Origin of the sequence: Bacillus sp. TH50 (assembly GCF_016650565.1) — a bacterium.
Lineage (GTDB): Bacteria > Bacillota > Bacilli > Bacillales > Bacillaceae_G > Bacillus_A > Bacillus_A mycoides.
On sequence record NZ_JAEKFM010000003.1, the window covers coordinates 489,301 to 505,324 of the forward strand.

Sequence of the window (16,024 nt, forward strand, 5' to 3'; positions counted from 1 at the left end):
GGAGTTTTACTGCCCGTTAACGCGGGATAAAGGAGTGAAATGTATGTTAAAAGCGAATGAAAATGATTTCTCCTATCGCTTCGGTGATAACGGGCCTAAATATTTAATACAAGGTCCAAATATCGATCTTGGCCTAGTCGTGATTCAGCCTGGGCAAGAGTTTCAAAATCACTATCATACAACGTGCGAAGAGGTCTTCTATGCGTTAGAAGGCGAAATAGATTTCTATGTGAATAACGAGAGAGTTCCGATCAAACAAGGGGATGTCTTGCAAGTTCGACCTCATGAATCCCATTATCTTATTAACCATTCTGATAAGCCTTTTAAAGCTGTTTTTATAAAGTCACCACATTTACCAAATAAAGATACTGTACAAACTGAAAATCCAACATTAACGAAGGAGTGATTCCTAATGACTTGGGGATTTAAAAATCGATTAAACACAATTTTACCTGACGGCAGAGCGGTTATGTTAGCGATAGATCACGGCTACTTTTTAGGGCCAATTCACGGACTTGAACAACCGTTAGAAACAGTTAAAAACTTGCTTCCATATACTGATTCCCTCTTTTTAACACGAGGCGTATTAAGTTCCTGTATTCCTGAAAACTGCAACACACCGATGGTTATGCGTGTATCAGGCGGGGCAACTGTAGTAGGCAAAGATTTAGCGAATGAAACAATTGTTACACCTGTGAAAGAAGCAGTAAAACAAAACGCAATTGGCGTCGGCGTTTCTGTCTTTGTTGGATCGGACTATGAAACACAAACTATTTCAAATCTCGCAAACGTAGTCTCTGAAGCTCACGATTACGGCCTGCCAGTGCTCGGTATTACCGCCGTTGCGAAAGAACTACAAAAACGTGAAGCTCGCTTTCTTGCACTCGCCTCCCGCGTATGTGTTGAAATGGGAGCTGACATTATTAAAACTTACTACTGCGAAGGATTCGAAAAAATCACAAGCACATGCCCTGCTCCAGTCGTAATCGCGGGCGGCCCAAAACTAGATTCAATCGAAGACGCATTAAACATTACTTACAATGCGCTGCAAGAAGGTGCAATTGGAGTAGACATGGGCCGAAACATATGGCAATCCGAACATCCAGCTGCGATGATTCAAGCAATTCATGGCATTGTGAAAAATAGATTGAATGTGAAAGAGGCGCTGGAACTATATAATGATGTGAAAAATTAATGTAAAAAGATGGACTATTTATTATAACGGGTTCAGTTAAGAGGAGTAAAACTTATTTTGACACCAAACTACAAAAGGAAAAGGATGGCAAGTGCCATCCTTTTTGACATACATTGAACTTTTACTGTTTTCAAGTTTCCTTCTTCGACTAACGAGCCAAAAATTTTAATCAATCTTTAACTTTATAGCTTTTGTAGCAATAAAAGTTTTAATATGCTTATCTAATATCCTTGTTCCACCAAAATCATCCTCGTAAAAACCCGTTATAACAAAACCAGCTTCAACTTGACCTTGGATTTGATCTTCTAGAGTATGTGCGTATTCTATTGTTTGATTTAAATTAATATAATCTTGAACTTCATCCTCTGGTAAATAATTCAATGTTGATGAAGGTATTGAATGTTTAACATCCAAAATACCTTTTTGTTCTTGGTTGTCATCAAAAATCCATAGTAAAGGATTTGTAAATCCAGAAATAAGAATACCTTTATTCTTTAAAACCCTTGAAATCTCATTCCATACAAGATGAACATCTTTTACAAACAAATTAGAAACAGGATTTACGACAATATCAAAATATTCATCTTCAAAATCACTAAGGTCTGACATATCTCCTTGTACTGTTTTTAAAGTTAATCCATCCCGTTCCGCTACCATTTCATCTTGTTCCAATTGCTTCTTAGATATATCAGTAACTGTTACATCTGCTCCAGCAGCAGCCAGTACTGGTGCTTGTTGCCCTCCACCTGATGCTAAACAAAGTATCTTTAATCCCTCTAATGACTTTGGAAACCAATCTCTAGGAACTGATTTTTCTGTGGTGACTGTGATTTCCCATTCACCTGATTTACTTTTTTCAATAACCTCACTACTTACAGGCTCAGTGTATCTAGAACCTTCTTCAACCTTCTTATCCCATGCATTACTGTTTTGTTATGTAGTATCCATTATAATCATTCCTCCTAACTATCTAGTTGCATTTTAATTGTGACATTATTAACTATTTACACCCTTTTTCTATTAACCTGCCGATAGTTAATAAATGGTTTTCTATATTTATTTTAACACATAAATATCCTGTTTTTCTGAATATTTAAATTAATTGATTATATTGTAAAAAATGAGAATTGTTTCAGTTATAATAAAATATGAAAACAAAATAAAGGAAAAGAGGAATGATTATGCAACGAATGCCTTTTGAACGCCCTACTGATCATTATGATGAACGCTTATCTTCTATTGATGAAAAAATTTGCTCTTTATTAAAAGAACGGAAAGAACTTTCGAATGGGAATCCGGGTTTCCCACCAGATGAAGCCATTTCTAATTGGGCAAAGCAGAACGGGTTATATCCCGATTATTTAAATTCATTATTCTCATCTATGATGGACGAAGATGAGTTTAAACCTCGCGTCGAACCGACTAAGTTTAAAAAACATATACCCGTTTTAAAAACTTATGAACATAAAGAAACTGTGTATACTGTAACCTTTATTCGTCAATATTCTAACGCTAGTGTAATTAATTTATATAAGGAATGGGATCCAAAAAACAATACACTTAATGAGAATAATACACATAGCCTTGTTGAATTATCGATAAATGATACATACGATTGCTGGGCAGAAGGATGGACTGGAACAGATGGACATGTGAGCTACCAATTTGTAGTTTCCCCTGCTCTTCCTGATAACCCGTCTGGTATTAGCTTTTTATTTACAGAACGTAGTATGCCTTTTTCGGACAAGCATGAACGGCTTGAATTTGAAATTAAGTTAGATTAGATTAAAATAACGGACATATTATACGGTTAATATGTCCGTTATTTTTTGTTCTCTAGATTCACTAAAACCCACTCAATCACGATAATTGCCGAATGAATACGTTCCTTCGTATCCCCTAAGAACACTTTATTAAGCAAATCATCAAAATTAGTCGGTCTACTAGGTAATGCTTGAATATACCTTAAAACAGATCCAGCTGAAGGTGTTGGTTTGTTATTAATAGCCCATATTCCTTCTACAATGGTCCAAGTTGATGTGTGGACTATGTATGAAGCTTTTAACTCATCATTAGCTTTCAAAGCAGACTTAATTTTAATTAGCGAACTATTTAACCAATGAGAAATGCCTTTTACTTTATCACTAGAAACAGAATAATTTTCATATGTATGTTGAGCTATTTCCTTTAACCTTTTTAACTCACTGTAACTATCAAATAAAATTTTACCTTCTAAAAAAGAATATAGTTCCATCGGATTCTTTTTAAAGTTTACTTGTATTTGATTAAAATCATCATACTTGTATTCAACTAGAATACCTTTTCTAGTTTCTGAATGAAATTTCTTCTTTTGTCCGCCCTCTAAAAGAATATAAAAGTCTAAATCGGATTCAGGATATGCATCACCTCTTGCGACAGATCCGATAAGCATTAATCCACTTATTTCATTTCTAGCTATATGTTCATTTAGAATTTTATGTACTAACTCTTTATGGTTTTCATATGTAATAAATGAAAGATTTTCTATCATTTCTATCCTCCAAGTTATCGATCTATTCTTATAAGAATAGATCGATATTTCTCAGTTTCTAAAATAAGCAAACACCTTTTTAAACGATATTGAATTATATTTTTTCTCATACCTTTCCATTATACACACTGCTAATTGTTACATGCCGAGCTCTATTTTATTTTCACATACTTGTAAAATGCCTAGTCAAATTGCTTACTATTAATTCTTTGTGCAATTGGGTGATCATCCTTTAGTTGCAGTAGATCCCATAAATTACCGTATAAGTCCTTAAATACTGCAACAATTCCGTATGATTGCTCTTTCGGCTCTCTCACAAATTCTATTCCTCTTGAAATCATTTCATTATAATCTCTCCAAAAATCGTCAGTATTTAAGAAAAGAAATACTCTACCGCCTGATTGGTTACCAATAAAGGGCTCTTGCTCAGGTTTAGATGCCCTGGCTAGTAATATTGTTGTGCCGACTGAACCTGGAGGAGATACCACTACCCACCGTTTGTTTTCTTCTGGCTGATAAATATCTTCAACTAATGTGAAATTTAGTTTCTTTGTATAAAATTCTATTGCCTCATCATAGTCTTTTACTACTAATGCGATATGAACTATCGATTGAACCATTATTGTTCCTCCTAATCTTACTCACTGATCGAGTTTATATTATAACATTTCTAGTTTTAACTTATCCGTTAATTATTCTTACATCACATGCGAATCATTCTCTTTATTCAATATAAATAACCATCTATCAGTAAGCAGATAGATGGTTATTTATTCGAAAGAATATAATTAAACAAATGTATTTTTACGACTGTTGATAAGCCGATTTCGATGATTTCACATAATAAACTCCGTGCTCAACCTTAATGATATGATCTGGTTTTGGCTTACCACGGCCCGCTCTATGTCCAGCTAAGTGCTCTTCACTCGTTTCCCAGTTCTTCCATGCTTCTTCCGATTCCCACCGAATCATAACTACAACTTCTTCGTCTCCGCGTCTTACTTTTTTAACGAGAACACTTAAGTCGATGAATCCTTCAAATTTTTCAATAATGCCTTCTCCTGTGAAACGCTCTACAACTATATCTGATGTACCTTCTTTTACTGTAAATGTCTTCGTTTCGATAAACATATATTCCACTCCCTCTTTGTAATACGAATACTAGTATTCTTCTATTATAATTGATTATGATAATTGTTTTCAATTATAAAGTTTCAAATCTTTAGAATTATGCTGACTTCTCCTCAATCGCCTCATCTAAAAATTTGAAATACGGAAGCAATATTCCTATTAAAGAAGTGACACATATAATCGAGCCAATGATAAAGTATAGTACTCTCACTCCCCACATTTCACTCAGTATTCCCCCTATTAACACACCTAATGGCATTGCTGATCGTATGAAAAATAATCGCACTGAAAATACTTTTCCTATCATATTACTTGGGACAGTTTGTTGGCATATCGTCGTGTTATGAACATTGAAAAATGCAATACATATACCAGCAATTACCTCGATTACAATCGCAATAATAATACTATTATTTAAACCTAGTGAAATGTAAGTAAGGCCCCCTACGAATAATCCTCCAAGCATAAGTAATCTACGGCTTCTATACTTCACTTTCCCAACTAATATGGAACCAACTACATAGCCAAGTGGGAATCCTGCCATAAAATAACCGTATTCAGCATACCCTGCCGATAGTTCATCTTTAATATAAGGAAGATTCGTAACCATCGTTACTCCTACTCCAAATTGAACGAATGTTAGAAAGATACCAAGCCAAACGATAACTGGTTTTGTGAAAAAGTATGTAAAGCCGTGAAGAAACTCTTCTAGCCACGTTTTTCGAAGTTCTTGCTGTACCCTCTTTTCTTTTATGAAAAGCAATAATCCTCCGCTTATAAATAAACACATACATACGAAAGATAGCGTAAGTTCGATTCCAATAAATTTAATGACGATACCACCTAATACTGGCGCTAGAAACATCATAAGACGAGTCATTCCATCTATATACGCATTTGCATCTTGAAGCTGCTCTTTACTTACAATGCTCGGTGTAATCGCTTGACTGGCGGGTGTATACAGCGGCGTAATGAGACCAACTATAATTTGGACAACGTAAATGTGCCAAACTTCTATACTGCTAGTAACTAGCATTACTAAAGGCAGTAAGAAAACAGAGGCCCGCATCCATTGCGAAAAAATCATAATCCACTTTCTGCTCCATTTATCAATATATGGCCCGCTTATAAGTTGTAGTATGAGTGACGGGATAAAATATAGTAACCACATGCTACTTAATGCTGTTTTCGATCCTGTTAACTCATATACAAGAATTGAATTACATAACGTCCCGAAAGCCCCGCCTAATTCTGAAATTGCACTACCAATCCACATAAAAAAGAATGAACGGTCTTTCAATAAACTTTTCACTATAGCTCACCAACTTTTCTATTAACTTCCTCCCTTTATGTACATTCTCGTTGTATATTATCTATTCAAAAATGCATCTAATTCTTTCGCTAAAGACTGCACTGCTTTCTTCCTCAATACATACTTTCCGTCATGTATATCAACTAACTTCGCTGCACGTAACAGTTTCAAATGATGATGTACTGTCGATTTTCCTAGTTGTAATCTTTCCGTTATATCTTGCAGTGTACGCTCTTGTTCAAATAGTAGTTTTACAATACGCAATCTTGCCTCATCCCCGAGCGCCTTATGTTTATGAACTAAAAAATAACTCGGCTCATATGGATCTTCCGGATGTATACTTTCATTTGCGACCGGATAATGAAACACTTTCGTATCTTCAATATCAGCTCCTATGTTCCACGGTCTGTACGTAATTTGTGGGATAAGAAGTACGTGATGAACACTTGGCTCTGGCATATATATAACGCCACCTGTAGCCCACTCTACAAACTCTTCCGGTTGCATCTTTTTATTCATTTCATTTTTCGCTTCATAATCTCGCTTTAATATAGAGAGCAGTTGCTCCTCTTCTTTCTTAATAACACCCTCATACCATCCTGTCATAACCGCGATTAAATGACCCTTTAGTTCTTGTACATCTACATCACATATAAAGCCAATATAAGTAGAGAAAAACTGGTGATCATGTGTCAGTTCCTTTAATTCATGTATTGCAGTTACGTCTCCATTTGCTGCTAAACGTCTTTTTCCTTGATGCATTTCTCCTAAAAACGGTAAGCACACATATTTAAAATCTACTTCCGATAACGAATTGATATTGTGAACAAACTGAGATAAATCCGTAAAATCTCCATCATACAGTAACTGTAGCAACGCTTTCCACGTATTATGCTTCTCAACAAATTGTAAATGCTCTATCATTTCATGTGATAAAGATTGTCTTATTTCTTCCCATTCGCTTTGAGATTTTTCAAGCTTGTCGATTAACCTCTTATGAGTAATTGCCGCAATGCCAAGTGCGCATTCGAAAAGTATCGAATACTTCATTTGAACGTTGTATGTTTCCCTTTTTCTACTCGTCACGTGAAAGACTTCCATTTTATCCCCTCCTTATTTGCTATGTATTAAATTCTATATTCATCGAATTATAACTTCTAACTTTTTAGAATTTTAAAACTATCTGAAACTTTATATTGCTACAAATTTTTAAATTTAAGCTACAGTTAATTTTCTTGTTCAACTATGAGGCAGGTTTATTGAAGAGAAAGGAGAATTTATTACGTTTATAAAAATGATTTTGAAAGCATAAGTTTATTTCTGCAATTACTACAACGGCGCCGTATTGTTCTTTTAGAAACTTCCAAACATCAATCAGATGATAAGTAGGTACGTTTCTACTTAATTTATCTAACACTTATTGTTGGTCTATCTCATAGTTAAGGAGGCTATACGAATGGGTAAAAAAGAAATATTACAAAATGGGGTCAAGCAAGTTTTTTACGAAGAAGAATGGTATCCACCGATATCAGAAGCGTTAAAGAATCTTACTGCTGTACAAGCATGTTGGCCCCCAGAAGGAAAGGCCAGTAATACGATTTGGGAAAATGCAAACCATTTACTAACCTTTAAAGAGCGTTTACTTTCCCGCTTACATCAGGATGACATATTTGTTGCTCCACAAAATAATGATGACACGTTTGTCCAAGGTGGACCTAATGATGATGAAGCGTGGCAACAAACAGTGAAGCGAACGCTTCAAGTACATGATGCCTTACAATCTTCATTAACATTCCTTCAAGAAACAGAACTGGATCAACCAAGTCCTTCTCTACCAGTTTGGCAACAATATCTGAATATCCTATTGCATGATGCTTATCATACAGGTCAAATTATACAACTTCGTAAACTCCAAGGTTCATGGCCATCTCATCGTTCATATTTATAAGCAATGATTAAAGATGATAGACAAGCATATGATTCTACATTTAGCAGAATAAGTACAAAAAAAGCAAATGAGATTCTAACTCTCATTTGCCTTTTTGCATGCTGGAGAAACGTCCTGCAATGAATTATTAAGCTTAATTAAAATTCAGCAAAGAATATTCAATGGATAAAGTAAAACTTTAATTAGGCATTTACGGGCCATTATCTCCCGCCTAACTTCCCTGCATTCACCTCTTATTAATTCATTTGTGCATCGTTCAATAGCCCAATTATTTCACTCAACATTTCTTCTGTAAAAGCACCTGCGCTAAAGTTCACTAATGCTCGTAATGGCATATAGTTCAGCATATCGTCCATCATTTCAGAAGCATCACTATCCCATCTAGCAGAAATAGTCACATTATACCCTAGTTATCTATCTTCCCTTTTCAAAAAGGAAGTTAGAATTTCTCTAAATGAATATATTCAGCGTGCCAAAGTCATTTTACAAAGATCTTAAAAAAACATACTGGTATCTCACCTAAACAATTTAAAAATGGATGCAGCTATTAATTGTCCTTCGTTCTACCAATAGATTTATTTTGTTGCTTTACATTATTAATAAATATCCTTTATAAAGCGAAAAAACATTAATTTTTAGTACATAAATTGAAATAGATTAATCCCAAACATAATTTACATTCTTCATAACTTCTGATTATAATCCAAATTTGGAAGAATAGGGGCTTTTTTATATACAAATAATAAGCCTCAAGGAGTTGTTGACATGCATTTCATATTAAATATGTTAGGGATTTTCGTTGTAATATTAATCGTTTTCCTATGTTCGCCTAATAAAAGAAAAATAAAATGGAGACCAATCGTTATTCTAATAATATTGGAGCTTTTTATTACGTGGTTTATGTTAGGCACGAAATTGGGCAGTATTATCATTAATAAAATTGCGTCATTTTTCAGTTGGCTACTATCATGTGCGAATGAAGGAATTCGATTTGCATTTCCTTCAGCTATGGAAAATCAAACAGTTGATTTCTTCTTTAGCGCATTACTTCCTATCATTTTTGTTATCACTTTTTTTGATATTCTTTCGTATTTTGGAATCTTAACTTGGATTATTGATAAAGTTGGTGCAATCATTTCAAAGATTTCTCGTTTACCAAAGTTAGAAAGCTTCTTTTCCATTCAAATGATGTTTTTAGGAAATACGGAAGCACTTGCAGTTGTTCGTGATCAATTATCTGTGTTAAAAGAAAATCGTTTGTTGACTTTTGGAATTATGAGTATGAGTAGCGTCAGCGGCTCCATTCTTGGTGCTTATCTATCAATGGTTCCAGCAACATATATTTTCAGCGCTATTCCTTTAAACTGTATTAATGCATTAATCTTGGCTAATGTTTTAAATCCTGTAGAAGTTACTAAAGAAGAGGATGTTATTTATTCACCTTCAAAAAATGAAAAAAAAGATTTCTTTTCTACTATTTCAAACAGTATGTTAGTTGGGATGAATATGGTTATTGTTATTTTAGCGATGGTAATTGGCTATGTAGCATTAACAGCATGTTTAAATGGTATTTTAAGCTTTTTTGTAACAGGTTTAACAATTCAAAAAATCTTCTCGATTATCTTTAGTCCCTTTGCATTTTTACTTGGTGTATCAGGCAGTGATGCTATGTATGTAGCAGAATTAATGGGGATAAAAATAACAACGAATGAATTTGTTGCAATGATGGATTTAAAATCAAACCTAAAGTCTTTACAACCGCATACCATTGCGGTTGCAACTACATTTCTAGCTTCTTTTGCAAACTTTAGTACAGTAGGTATGATTTATGGAACTTACAATTCATTATTTGGCGGGGAAAAATCATCAATAATCGGTAAAAATGTTTGGAAGCTTCTTGTTAGCGGAATGGCTGTTTCCTTATTAAGTGCTATGCTTGTGGGGCTTTTTGTATGGTAAATGAATAATTGTAATAAGATGAAGACACTTAAACTGAATTGGGTGTCTTCATCTTATTACTTGTTCTTTTATAATTCTTATCCCCGAATCTGTCCATTCCCACGAATCACATATTTTGTGGAAGTTAATGCAGGTAACCCCATTGGTCCCCTTACATGTAGCTTTTGTGTACTGATGCCAATTTCTGCTCCGAATCCGAATTCAGATCCATCAGTAAAACGAGTTGATGCATTATGATACAGTGCAGCGGCATCAACAGATGTGAAAAACTTACTGACGTTTTCCTCGTTCTCTGTAATAATCGCTTCGGAATGCATGGATCCATACGTATTTATATGATGAATCGCTTCTTCTGTAGTGGAAACCACTTTAACTGCCAGTGTGAGAGATAAAAACTCTGTTTCCCAATCTTCTTCTGAAGCTAATGCAATAGAAGAATCAATTGCCAATGCTTTACTATCTCCACGTAGCTCCACGCCTCTTTCCTTCAAAGAAGAAAACAGCTCGCTACCAAATTGCTGTGCCCACTTCTCATGAAGTACAATCGTTTCTATTGCATTACATACAGATGGACGCTGCGTTTTTGCGTTTATAATAATATCAAATGCCATTTGTTTATCCGCTGTTTCATCAATGAAAATATGACAATTTCCCGCACCTGTTTCAAGTACTGGAACAGATGCTTCTCTCACTACAGTATCTATTAACTGCTTGCCGCCTCTTGGGATAAGAACATCTAAGTACTCATTCAATGTAAACAACTGCTTTGCACTATCTCGCGTTGTATCTTCTATGAGCTGTACACTTTCTGGAGGCAAGCTTGTTTGTTTGAGCGCTCGGTGAATAACGCTAACGATGGCTTTGTTAGAATTGATAGCAGAAGAACTACCACGTAATATGACTGCGTTTCCTGTTTTCAAACAAATTGTAGCAGCATCTACCGTTACATTCGGTCTTGCCTCGTAAATCATTCCGACAACACCAAGTGGTACACGCATTTCCTGAATAGATAATCCATTTGGTCGCTCCCATGCACTTACACATTCTCCAACAGGATCGCGTAATTCAATTAACTGCTTAATCCCCTCTGCCATATCAATAATACGCTGTTCATTGAGCATAAGACGATCAAGAAGAGAATCGGAAAATCCTTTCGCCTTACCTTCTTCAATATCTCGTTTGTTTTCCTTTAAAATATAAGCTGTTTCTACTATTAGCCTTTCAGCAATTGCAGCAAGTGCTTCGTTTTTTTGACTCGTAGATTTAAGAACAAGTTCTCGAGCAACCTCTTTTGCTCTTTTTCCCTTTGCCAATACTTCATTCATTTTATTTCCTCCTTTTTAAAGGTTACAGTTTGAGAGCCCTTTAACACCAGTATCTAAATCTTTCTTGTACTAGAATTAAAGCTTACAATGAAACCCAGTGATCTCTATGGATGACTTCATAATTATGCCTTTCGCCTTTTGCTTGAATATCTTGGCTTTGCATACCTTTTAAATTCCTTAGTTCCTCTGCGCTATATGTGCATTGTCCTTTTCCTATTACGCGCCCTTGTTGCGTAATTACTTCCACGACTTCATCCACTTGGAAAAATCCAGACACACTAGTAACACCAGCAGGAAGTAAACTCTTTCCATGTTGAATGATGGCAGTGGCTGCCCCCGCATCTACTTCAATTTGTCCGCTAACAAGCGAATGCAAGGCGATCCATTGCTTGTTCATCTTAATCACTTTTTGAGGAGCATTCCCGATATATGTTCCATCACCTTTGCCCTTCATAACATCTAAAAACTTCTCCTGTCCACATCCCGTTCCGATAAATACACTCACTCCAAGAGATAGTGCCGTCTTTGCAGCATCGATTTTTGATTTCATACCGCCAGTCCCAAGTTTTGAGCCAGCATCTCCTGCAAGAGAAGCAATTTCTTCCGTTACCTCAGGAAGGAAATGATATTTTTTCGCATCCGCATTTTTCTGAGGATTTTGGTCATATAAACCGTTCACATCGGTAAAAATCATGAGCATATCTGCCGAAACAAGTCCGCTTACTAAAGCTGACAGCATATCATTATCACCGAACGTCAGCTCTTCTAAAGAAATGGAATCATTTTCATTGATTATTGGAAGAGCGGAACGGTTTAGTAGCTCTCCTAAAGTAGCGTAAGCGTTACTGTATTGTTCTTTTCTAGAAAAATCACTTCTCGTTAGTAAAAGTTGTGCAGTAACGATACCATATTTACGGAATTCCTCCGTGTATGCCTGCATTAATAAACTTTGTCCGACAGCAGCAGCAGCCTGTTTCCCTTTAATTGTAACAGGTCTACTAGAATACCCTAGAGCAGAAAAACCTGCAGCGACTGCCCCAGATGTAATCAACAAAACTTCATGCCCTTCCTCTTTCAATCGTGCCAATGCAGCAACGTGATCTGAAAGTTGTTCTTTAGAGATGCCTCCATGACTTGCTGCCAAGGAACTGCTCCCAATCTTTACAACAATTCGTTGTTTTTTCACTTTTTTATCCCCCAAGTCTAAAATCAAAGTTTTTATAAATTACACTTTTATTTATACAGTTTGCAGCTATGTCTATCCTCATCAATGCTGCACCTATAGTATTAGAGGGCAAAATAAAAATGACCGCTTCGCCCTTAATAAAATAAAAAGGACGAAACGGTCATTGTTCCGCGGTACCACCTTAATTGATATACACAGATATCCACTTGGCGCCTATAACGCAGGCGTACGCCTAAACTTTCATTTAAGACTCAGGGATAGGTTCGATACATTCTATACGAGGAATCTTTCAGCCGGTGAATTCCACTCTCTTTCGCAAGAAGACATATGTACTATTTCCCTTCAACGATTTTCCATTTGATTTTTTATATTATGCTATATATTTCGTTTTTGTGTCAAGAGGTATTTTGCAAAATGAATAGAGCGACAAGCTTTAAGTATGAAATTATGTACACATTTATGAATATCACCATATCTAGAAAAAGTTGATATAACTATACCTATTCTCCAACATGCTTTTAAACGTTACCAAATAGTAAATAACATAAAATATTAAATAATTGAGAATGCACTTGTTTAGTACAGAATAAAATTGATTTCTTTATTTTTTGTATTGCAAAAAAGAACGTATTCTCTTAGAATGTTTCTTTATATTGCACTTGGATGTTATTGTTATTTTAGAATAATAATTTGAAACCGATATAATTTATGATAAAAGGAGCCAGATTGAGTTATTATGGACAAACAAATTGGATTCATCGGATGCGGAAATATGGGGATAGCTATAATTGGCGGGATGATAAACAAAAATATAGTGTCTTCAAATAAAATCATTTGTTCAGATTTAAACACTACTAATTTAAAACATGCTAGTGAAAAATATGGACTAACTACAACTACTGACAACAATGAAGTAGCTAAAAATGCTGATATTTTGATTTTATCAATTAAACCAGACCTATACGCATCAATAATTAACGAAATAAAAGAAGTAATCAAAAACGATGTTATCGTCGTAACGATCGCTGCAGGAAAAAGCATTAAAAGTACTGAAGATGCTTTTGATAAAAAGTTGAAGGTTGTACGAGTAATGCCTAATACACCTGCTCTTGTTGGAGAAGGAATGTCTGCGCTATGTCCTAATGAAATGGTGACGGAAAAAGATTTAGAAGATGTATTAATCCTTTTCAATAGTTTTGGTCAAACAGAGATCGTAAGCGAAAAATTAATGGATGTTGTAACATCTGTAAGTGGTTCTTCGCCAGCATATGTATATATGATTATAGAAGCGATGGCAGATGCTGCTGTACTAGATGGTATGCCACGAAATCAAGCATATAAATTCGCAGCTCAAGCTGTATTAGGCTCTGCAAAAATGGTACTAGAAACAGGAATGCATCCAGGTGCATTGAAAGATATGGTTTGTTCCCCAGGCGGAACGACAATAGAAGCTGTAGCAACATTAGAGGAAAAAGGCTTACGAACAGCCATCATTTCAGCTATGCAGCGTTGTACACAAAAGTCTGTTGAACTATCTAGGCAAACTAAAAAGTAACAACTGCAAAAAAGACCAGATTAGCTGAATACACAAATCTTTAAACAGCTTTACACTTTATGCACATGTGGTTTACATACTCCCCTGTTTCCACTAAAAGATAAACGGACAAATTCATGAATAATTGAGTTTGTCCGTTTTGTATTTTATTATCTCAAAATAACTTAATGACTCTTATTGTTATTTATTTTGCAGATTAAGATACTCTTGTTATTACGTTAACATCATTTTCATGTCTATTGAAATATTCTCAGGGACTAAGCATAATATCCATTAAAAAAGGTTGTGGTATCAATCGTCTCAAATTATTAACATAATAATTTTATCATCTTCTTATATTAATACCTACTATTTCCTAATCCACCTCCATTACAATTTAAATCATTCAAGTTTTCTCCATATCGTGCATCTACTAGTTAAACAAAAACTCCCCTTAAATCGAAAATGATTAAGGGGAGTCAGTCATATTTGATGAAGTTATAGTTTTGATTTTACTGGAATAGAAACATTGTTTTTCACTAATTTTTTAACGTCTTTAAAGGTAACAAAATTGTTGTTTTGCTCATCCCAAAGACGGAAACGGATTGACCGCAAGCTTGTAGCAAGAGTAATCGTTGGTACATTTTTTAAAGGAAGCGTATTATTGTGTGCCTCTTCTAGTTTATAGTTAGGTACTCTTGGACTTAAATGGTGAACATGATGAAATCCAATATTACCAGTTAGAAATTGCAGGATTTTGGGAAGTTTATAAAACGAACTTCCTTCCACTGCCGCTTTCACATATTCCCAATCTTTATCTTCTTCAAAATAAGAATCCTCGAATGTGTGCTGTACGTAAAACAGCCAAATACCTATTGAACCTGCTATTAAGAATATAGAACCGTGTACTAAAAGAAACGATTGCCATCCGATTGCCCAGCAAAGTAACCCTACTAAAGCAACAATTAAAACATTCGTCAAATAGGTGTTCATGCGTTCCTTCTTTCTAGCACCTTTTCTGTTAAATCTATTTTTAAGTAGAAAAACATAAATCGGACCTAACCCAAACATAACGAATGGGTTGCGATATAAACGATATGCTAAACGGAGTCTAAATGGCGCTGCTAAATATTCATTCACTGTAAGCGTCCAAATATCTCCTGTACCTCGCTTATCCAAATTACCACTTGTAGCGTGATGAACGGAATGCTCATGCCCCCATTGATCAAACGGGAATAAAGTTAAAACACCCATACATGTCCCTACTATTCTATTTACACGACGGCTTTTAAAGAAAGAATGATGGGTACAATCATGAAAAATAATGAAAACCCGTGTCATAAATCCAGCGGCTAACAGAGATGGAACTAATGCTAACCAATAAGAAACGGACAAACTTTTATAAGCAAGGTACCATAAGATAATAAATGGCACTACCGTATTGATGATTTGCCAAACACTTTTTTTTGCCGTTGATTTTTCAAAAGGAGCAACTTGTTTTTTTAAATTTTTAGTATTTTGTAATGTCATTTTTTCTAATTCCTTTCCTTTATGTTGCTAATTCGTATTATAACACATTATTAGTAGCAGGTGTTATACGCAGGTATAATAAATATTTTATACTATGAAAATCTCTTTTTTCTTACTCATTCCTTACAAATTGCTTACGTCCAGAATAGCTTCTATTATAGGATAGAAGGAGCATTTGTGCCGGAAATTTCGAAATTTTTCCCAATAAATATATTAATTAAAAAGAAACACAGAGTTTTTTTCACTTCTGTACTGCCCCGTTTCCACAATAAGAAGTGAGCATATCATAAGTCGGTGAACGTAATGTTCACTTGTTGCAACTGATTTTATCGGAACTGGATCTATTTCATGAAACAAATCAAATTACATTTAAA

At 35.0% G+C, this 16,024-nt stretch carries 16 protein-coding genes, 1 pseudogene and 1 other annotated feature; of the genes and pseudogenes, 7 read left to right on the forward strand and 10 right to left on the reverse strand.

Annotated features, from left to right (window positions below):
- Positions 1-43: 43 nt before the first annotated feature.
- A complete protein-coding gene (locus tag JFU23_RS02595) occupies positions 44-406 on the forward strand; it encodes a cupin domain-containing protein (RefSeq protein WP_000909986.1) in 363 nt (120 codons plus the stop codon).
- A 6-nt stretch (positions 407-412) separates the two neighbouring features.
- On the forward strand, positions 413-1,195 hold the full coding sequence (gene lsrF / locus JFU23_RS02600) for a 3-hydroxy-5-phosphonooxypentane-2,4-dione thiolase (protein ID WP_201031281.1): 783 nt from the start codon (positions 413-415) through the stop codon (positions 1,193-1,195).
- A gap of 165 nt (positions 1,196-1,360) precedes the next feature.
- Here the strand turns inward: lsrF and JFU23_RS02605 are convergent, their stop codons facing one another.
- Entirely contained in the window at positions 1,361-2,056 is a 696-nt protein-coding gene (locus tag JFU23_RS02605) for a class I SAM-dependent methyltransferase (RefSeq protein WP_307838475.1), read from the reverse strand.
- Between the two features lie 320 nt (positions 2,057-2,376).
- Here JFU23_RS02605 and JFU23_RS02610 point away from each other — a divergent pair, with 320 nt between their 5' ends.
- Positions 2,377-2,979 (forward strand): chorismate mutase, encoded by a 603-nt coding sequence (locus JFU23_RS02610; protein WP_201031282.1) that lies wholly within the window; start codon positions 2,377-2,379, stop codon positions 2,977-2,979.
- A 38-nt stretch (positions 2,980-3,017) separates the two neighbouring features.
- Here JFU23_RS02610 and JFU23_RS02615 read toward each other — a convergent pair whose 3' ends face one another.
- The 5 genes from JFU23_RS02615 to JFU23_RS02635 form a co-directional block, all read right to left on the reverse strand.
- Positions 3,018-3,725, reverse strand: a complete 708-nt coding sequence (locus JFU23_RS02615) for a nucleotidyltransferase family protein (protein ID WP_060750441.1) — start codon at positions 3,723-3,725, stop codon at positions 3,018-3,020.
- Positions 3,726-3,907: 182 nt separating this feature from the next.
- Complete coding sequence (locus JFU23_RS02620; RefSeq protein ID WP_078176498.1) at positions 3,908-4,345, reverse strand: VOC family protein; 438 nt, start codon at positions 4,343-4,345, stop codon at positions 3,908-3,910.
- A 184-nt stretch (positions 4,346-4,529) separates the two neighbouring features.
- Positions 4,530-4,856 carry a heme-degrading monooxygenase HmoA gene (hmoA, locus tag JFU23_RS02625; RefSeq protein ID WP_002084853.1) on the reverse strand — a complete coding sequence of 109 codons (327 nt, stop codon included), beginning with the start codon at positions 4,854-4,856 and terminating at the stop codon, positions 4,530-4,532.
- 97 nt (positions 4,857-4,953) lie between these two features.
- On the reverse strand, positions 4,954-6,168 hold the full coding sequence (locus JFU23_RS02630) for an MFS transporter (protein ID WP_201031283.1): 1,215 nt from the start codon (positions 6,166-6,168) through the stop codon (positions 4,954-4,956).
- Positions 6,169-6,225: 57 nt separating this feature from the next.
- Positions 6,226-7,269: an ArsR/SmtB family transcription factor gene (locus tag JFU23_RS02635; protein WP_201031284.1), complete on the reverse strand. Its 1,044-nt coding sequence runs from the start codon at positions 7,267-7,269 to the stop codon at positions 6,226-6,228.
- A 355-nt stretch (positions 7,270-7,624) separates the two neighbouring features.
- Here JFU23_RS02635 and JFU23_RS02640 point away from each other — a divergent pair, with 355 nt between their 5' ends.
- A complete protein-coding gene (locus JFU23_RS02640) occupies positions 7,625-8,116 on the forward strand; it encodes a DinB family protein (RefSeq protein ID WP_201031285.1) in 492 nt (163 codons plus the stop codon).
- Positions 8,117-8,352: 236 nt separating this feature from the next.
- Here JFU23_RS02640 and JFU23_RS02645 read toward each other — a convergent pair whose 3' ends face one another.
- Positions 8,353-8,514 (reverse strand): hypothetical protein, encoded by a 162-nt coding sequence (locus tag JFU23_RS02645; protein WP_170972758.1) that lies wholly within the window; start codon positions 8,512-8,514, stop codon positions 8,353-8,355.
- On the opposite strand from JFU23_RS02645, the pseudogene JFU23_RS02650 reads away from it, so the two are divergent.
- Both JFU23_RS02650 and JFU23_RS02655 read left to right on the forward strand, forming a co-directional pair.
- Positions 8,456-8,667, forward strand: a pseudogene (locus JFU23_RS02650) (helix-turn-helix transcriptional regulator); the annotation flags it as partial. The gene JFU23_RS02645 and the pseudogene JFU23_RS02650 overlap by 59 nt on opposite strands.
- A gap of 214 nt (positions 8,668-8,881) precedes the next feature.
- Positions 8,882-10,075 (forward strand): NupC/NupG family nucleoside CNT transporter, encoded by a 1,194-nt coding sequence (locus tag JFU23_RS02655; RefSeq protein WP_201031286.1) that lies wholly within the window; start codon positions 8,882-8,884, stop codon positions 10,073-10,075.
- A 77-nt stretch (positions 10,076-10,152) separates the two neighbouring features.
- Here the strand turns inward: JFU23_RS02655 and JFU23_RS02660 are convergent, their stop codons facing one another.
- Positions 10,153-11,400, reverse strand: a complete 1,248-nt coding sequence (locus tag JFU23_RS02660; RefSeq protein WP_201031287.1) for a glutamate-5-semialdehyde dehydrogenase — start codon at positions 11,398-11,400, stop codon at positions 10,153-10,155.
- Between the two features lie 82 nt (positions 11,401-11,482).
- Positions 11,483-12,586: a glutamate 5-kinase gene (proB, locus tag JFU23_RS02665; protein ID WP_201031288.1), complete on the reverse strand. Its 1,104-nt coding sequence runs from the start codon at positions 12,584-12,586 to the stop codon at positions 11,483-11,485.
- A gap of 144 nt (positions 12,587-12,730) precedes the next feature.
- Positions 12,731-12,941: a binding site (T-box leader), on the reverse strand.
- Between the two features lie 381 nt (positions 12,942-13,322).
- On the opposite strand from proB, the gene proC reads away from it, so the two are divergent.
- Positions 13,323-14,141: a pyrroline-5-carboxylate reductase gene (gene proC, locus JFU23_RS02670; RefSeq protein WP_201031289.1), complete on the forward strand. Its 819-nt coding sequence runs from the start codon at positions 13,323-13,325 to the stop codon at positions 14,139-14,141.
- A gap of 477 nt (positions 14,142-14,618) precedes the next feature.
- Here the strand turns inward: proC and desA are convergent, their stop codons facing one another.
- A complete protein-coding gene (gene desA, locus JFU23_RS02675; RefSeq protein WP_201031290.1) occupies positions 14,619-15,650 on the reverse strand; it encodes a Delta(5) desaturase DesA in 1,032 nt (343 codons plus the stop codon).
- Positions 15,651-16,024 lie beyond the last annotated feature (374 nt).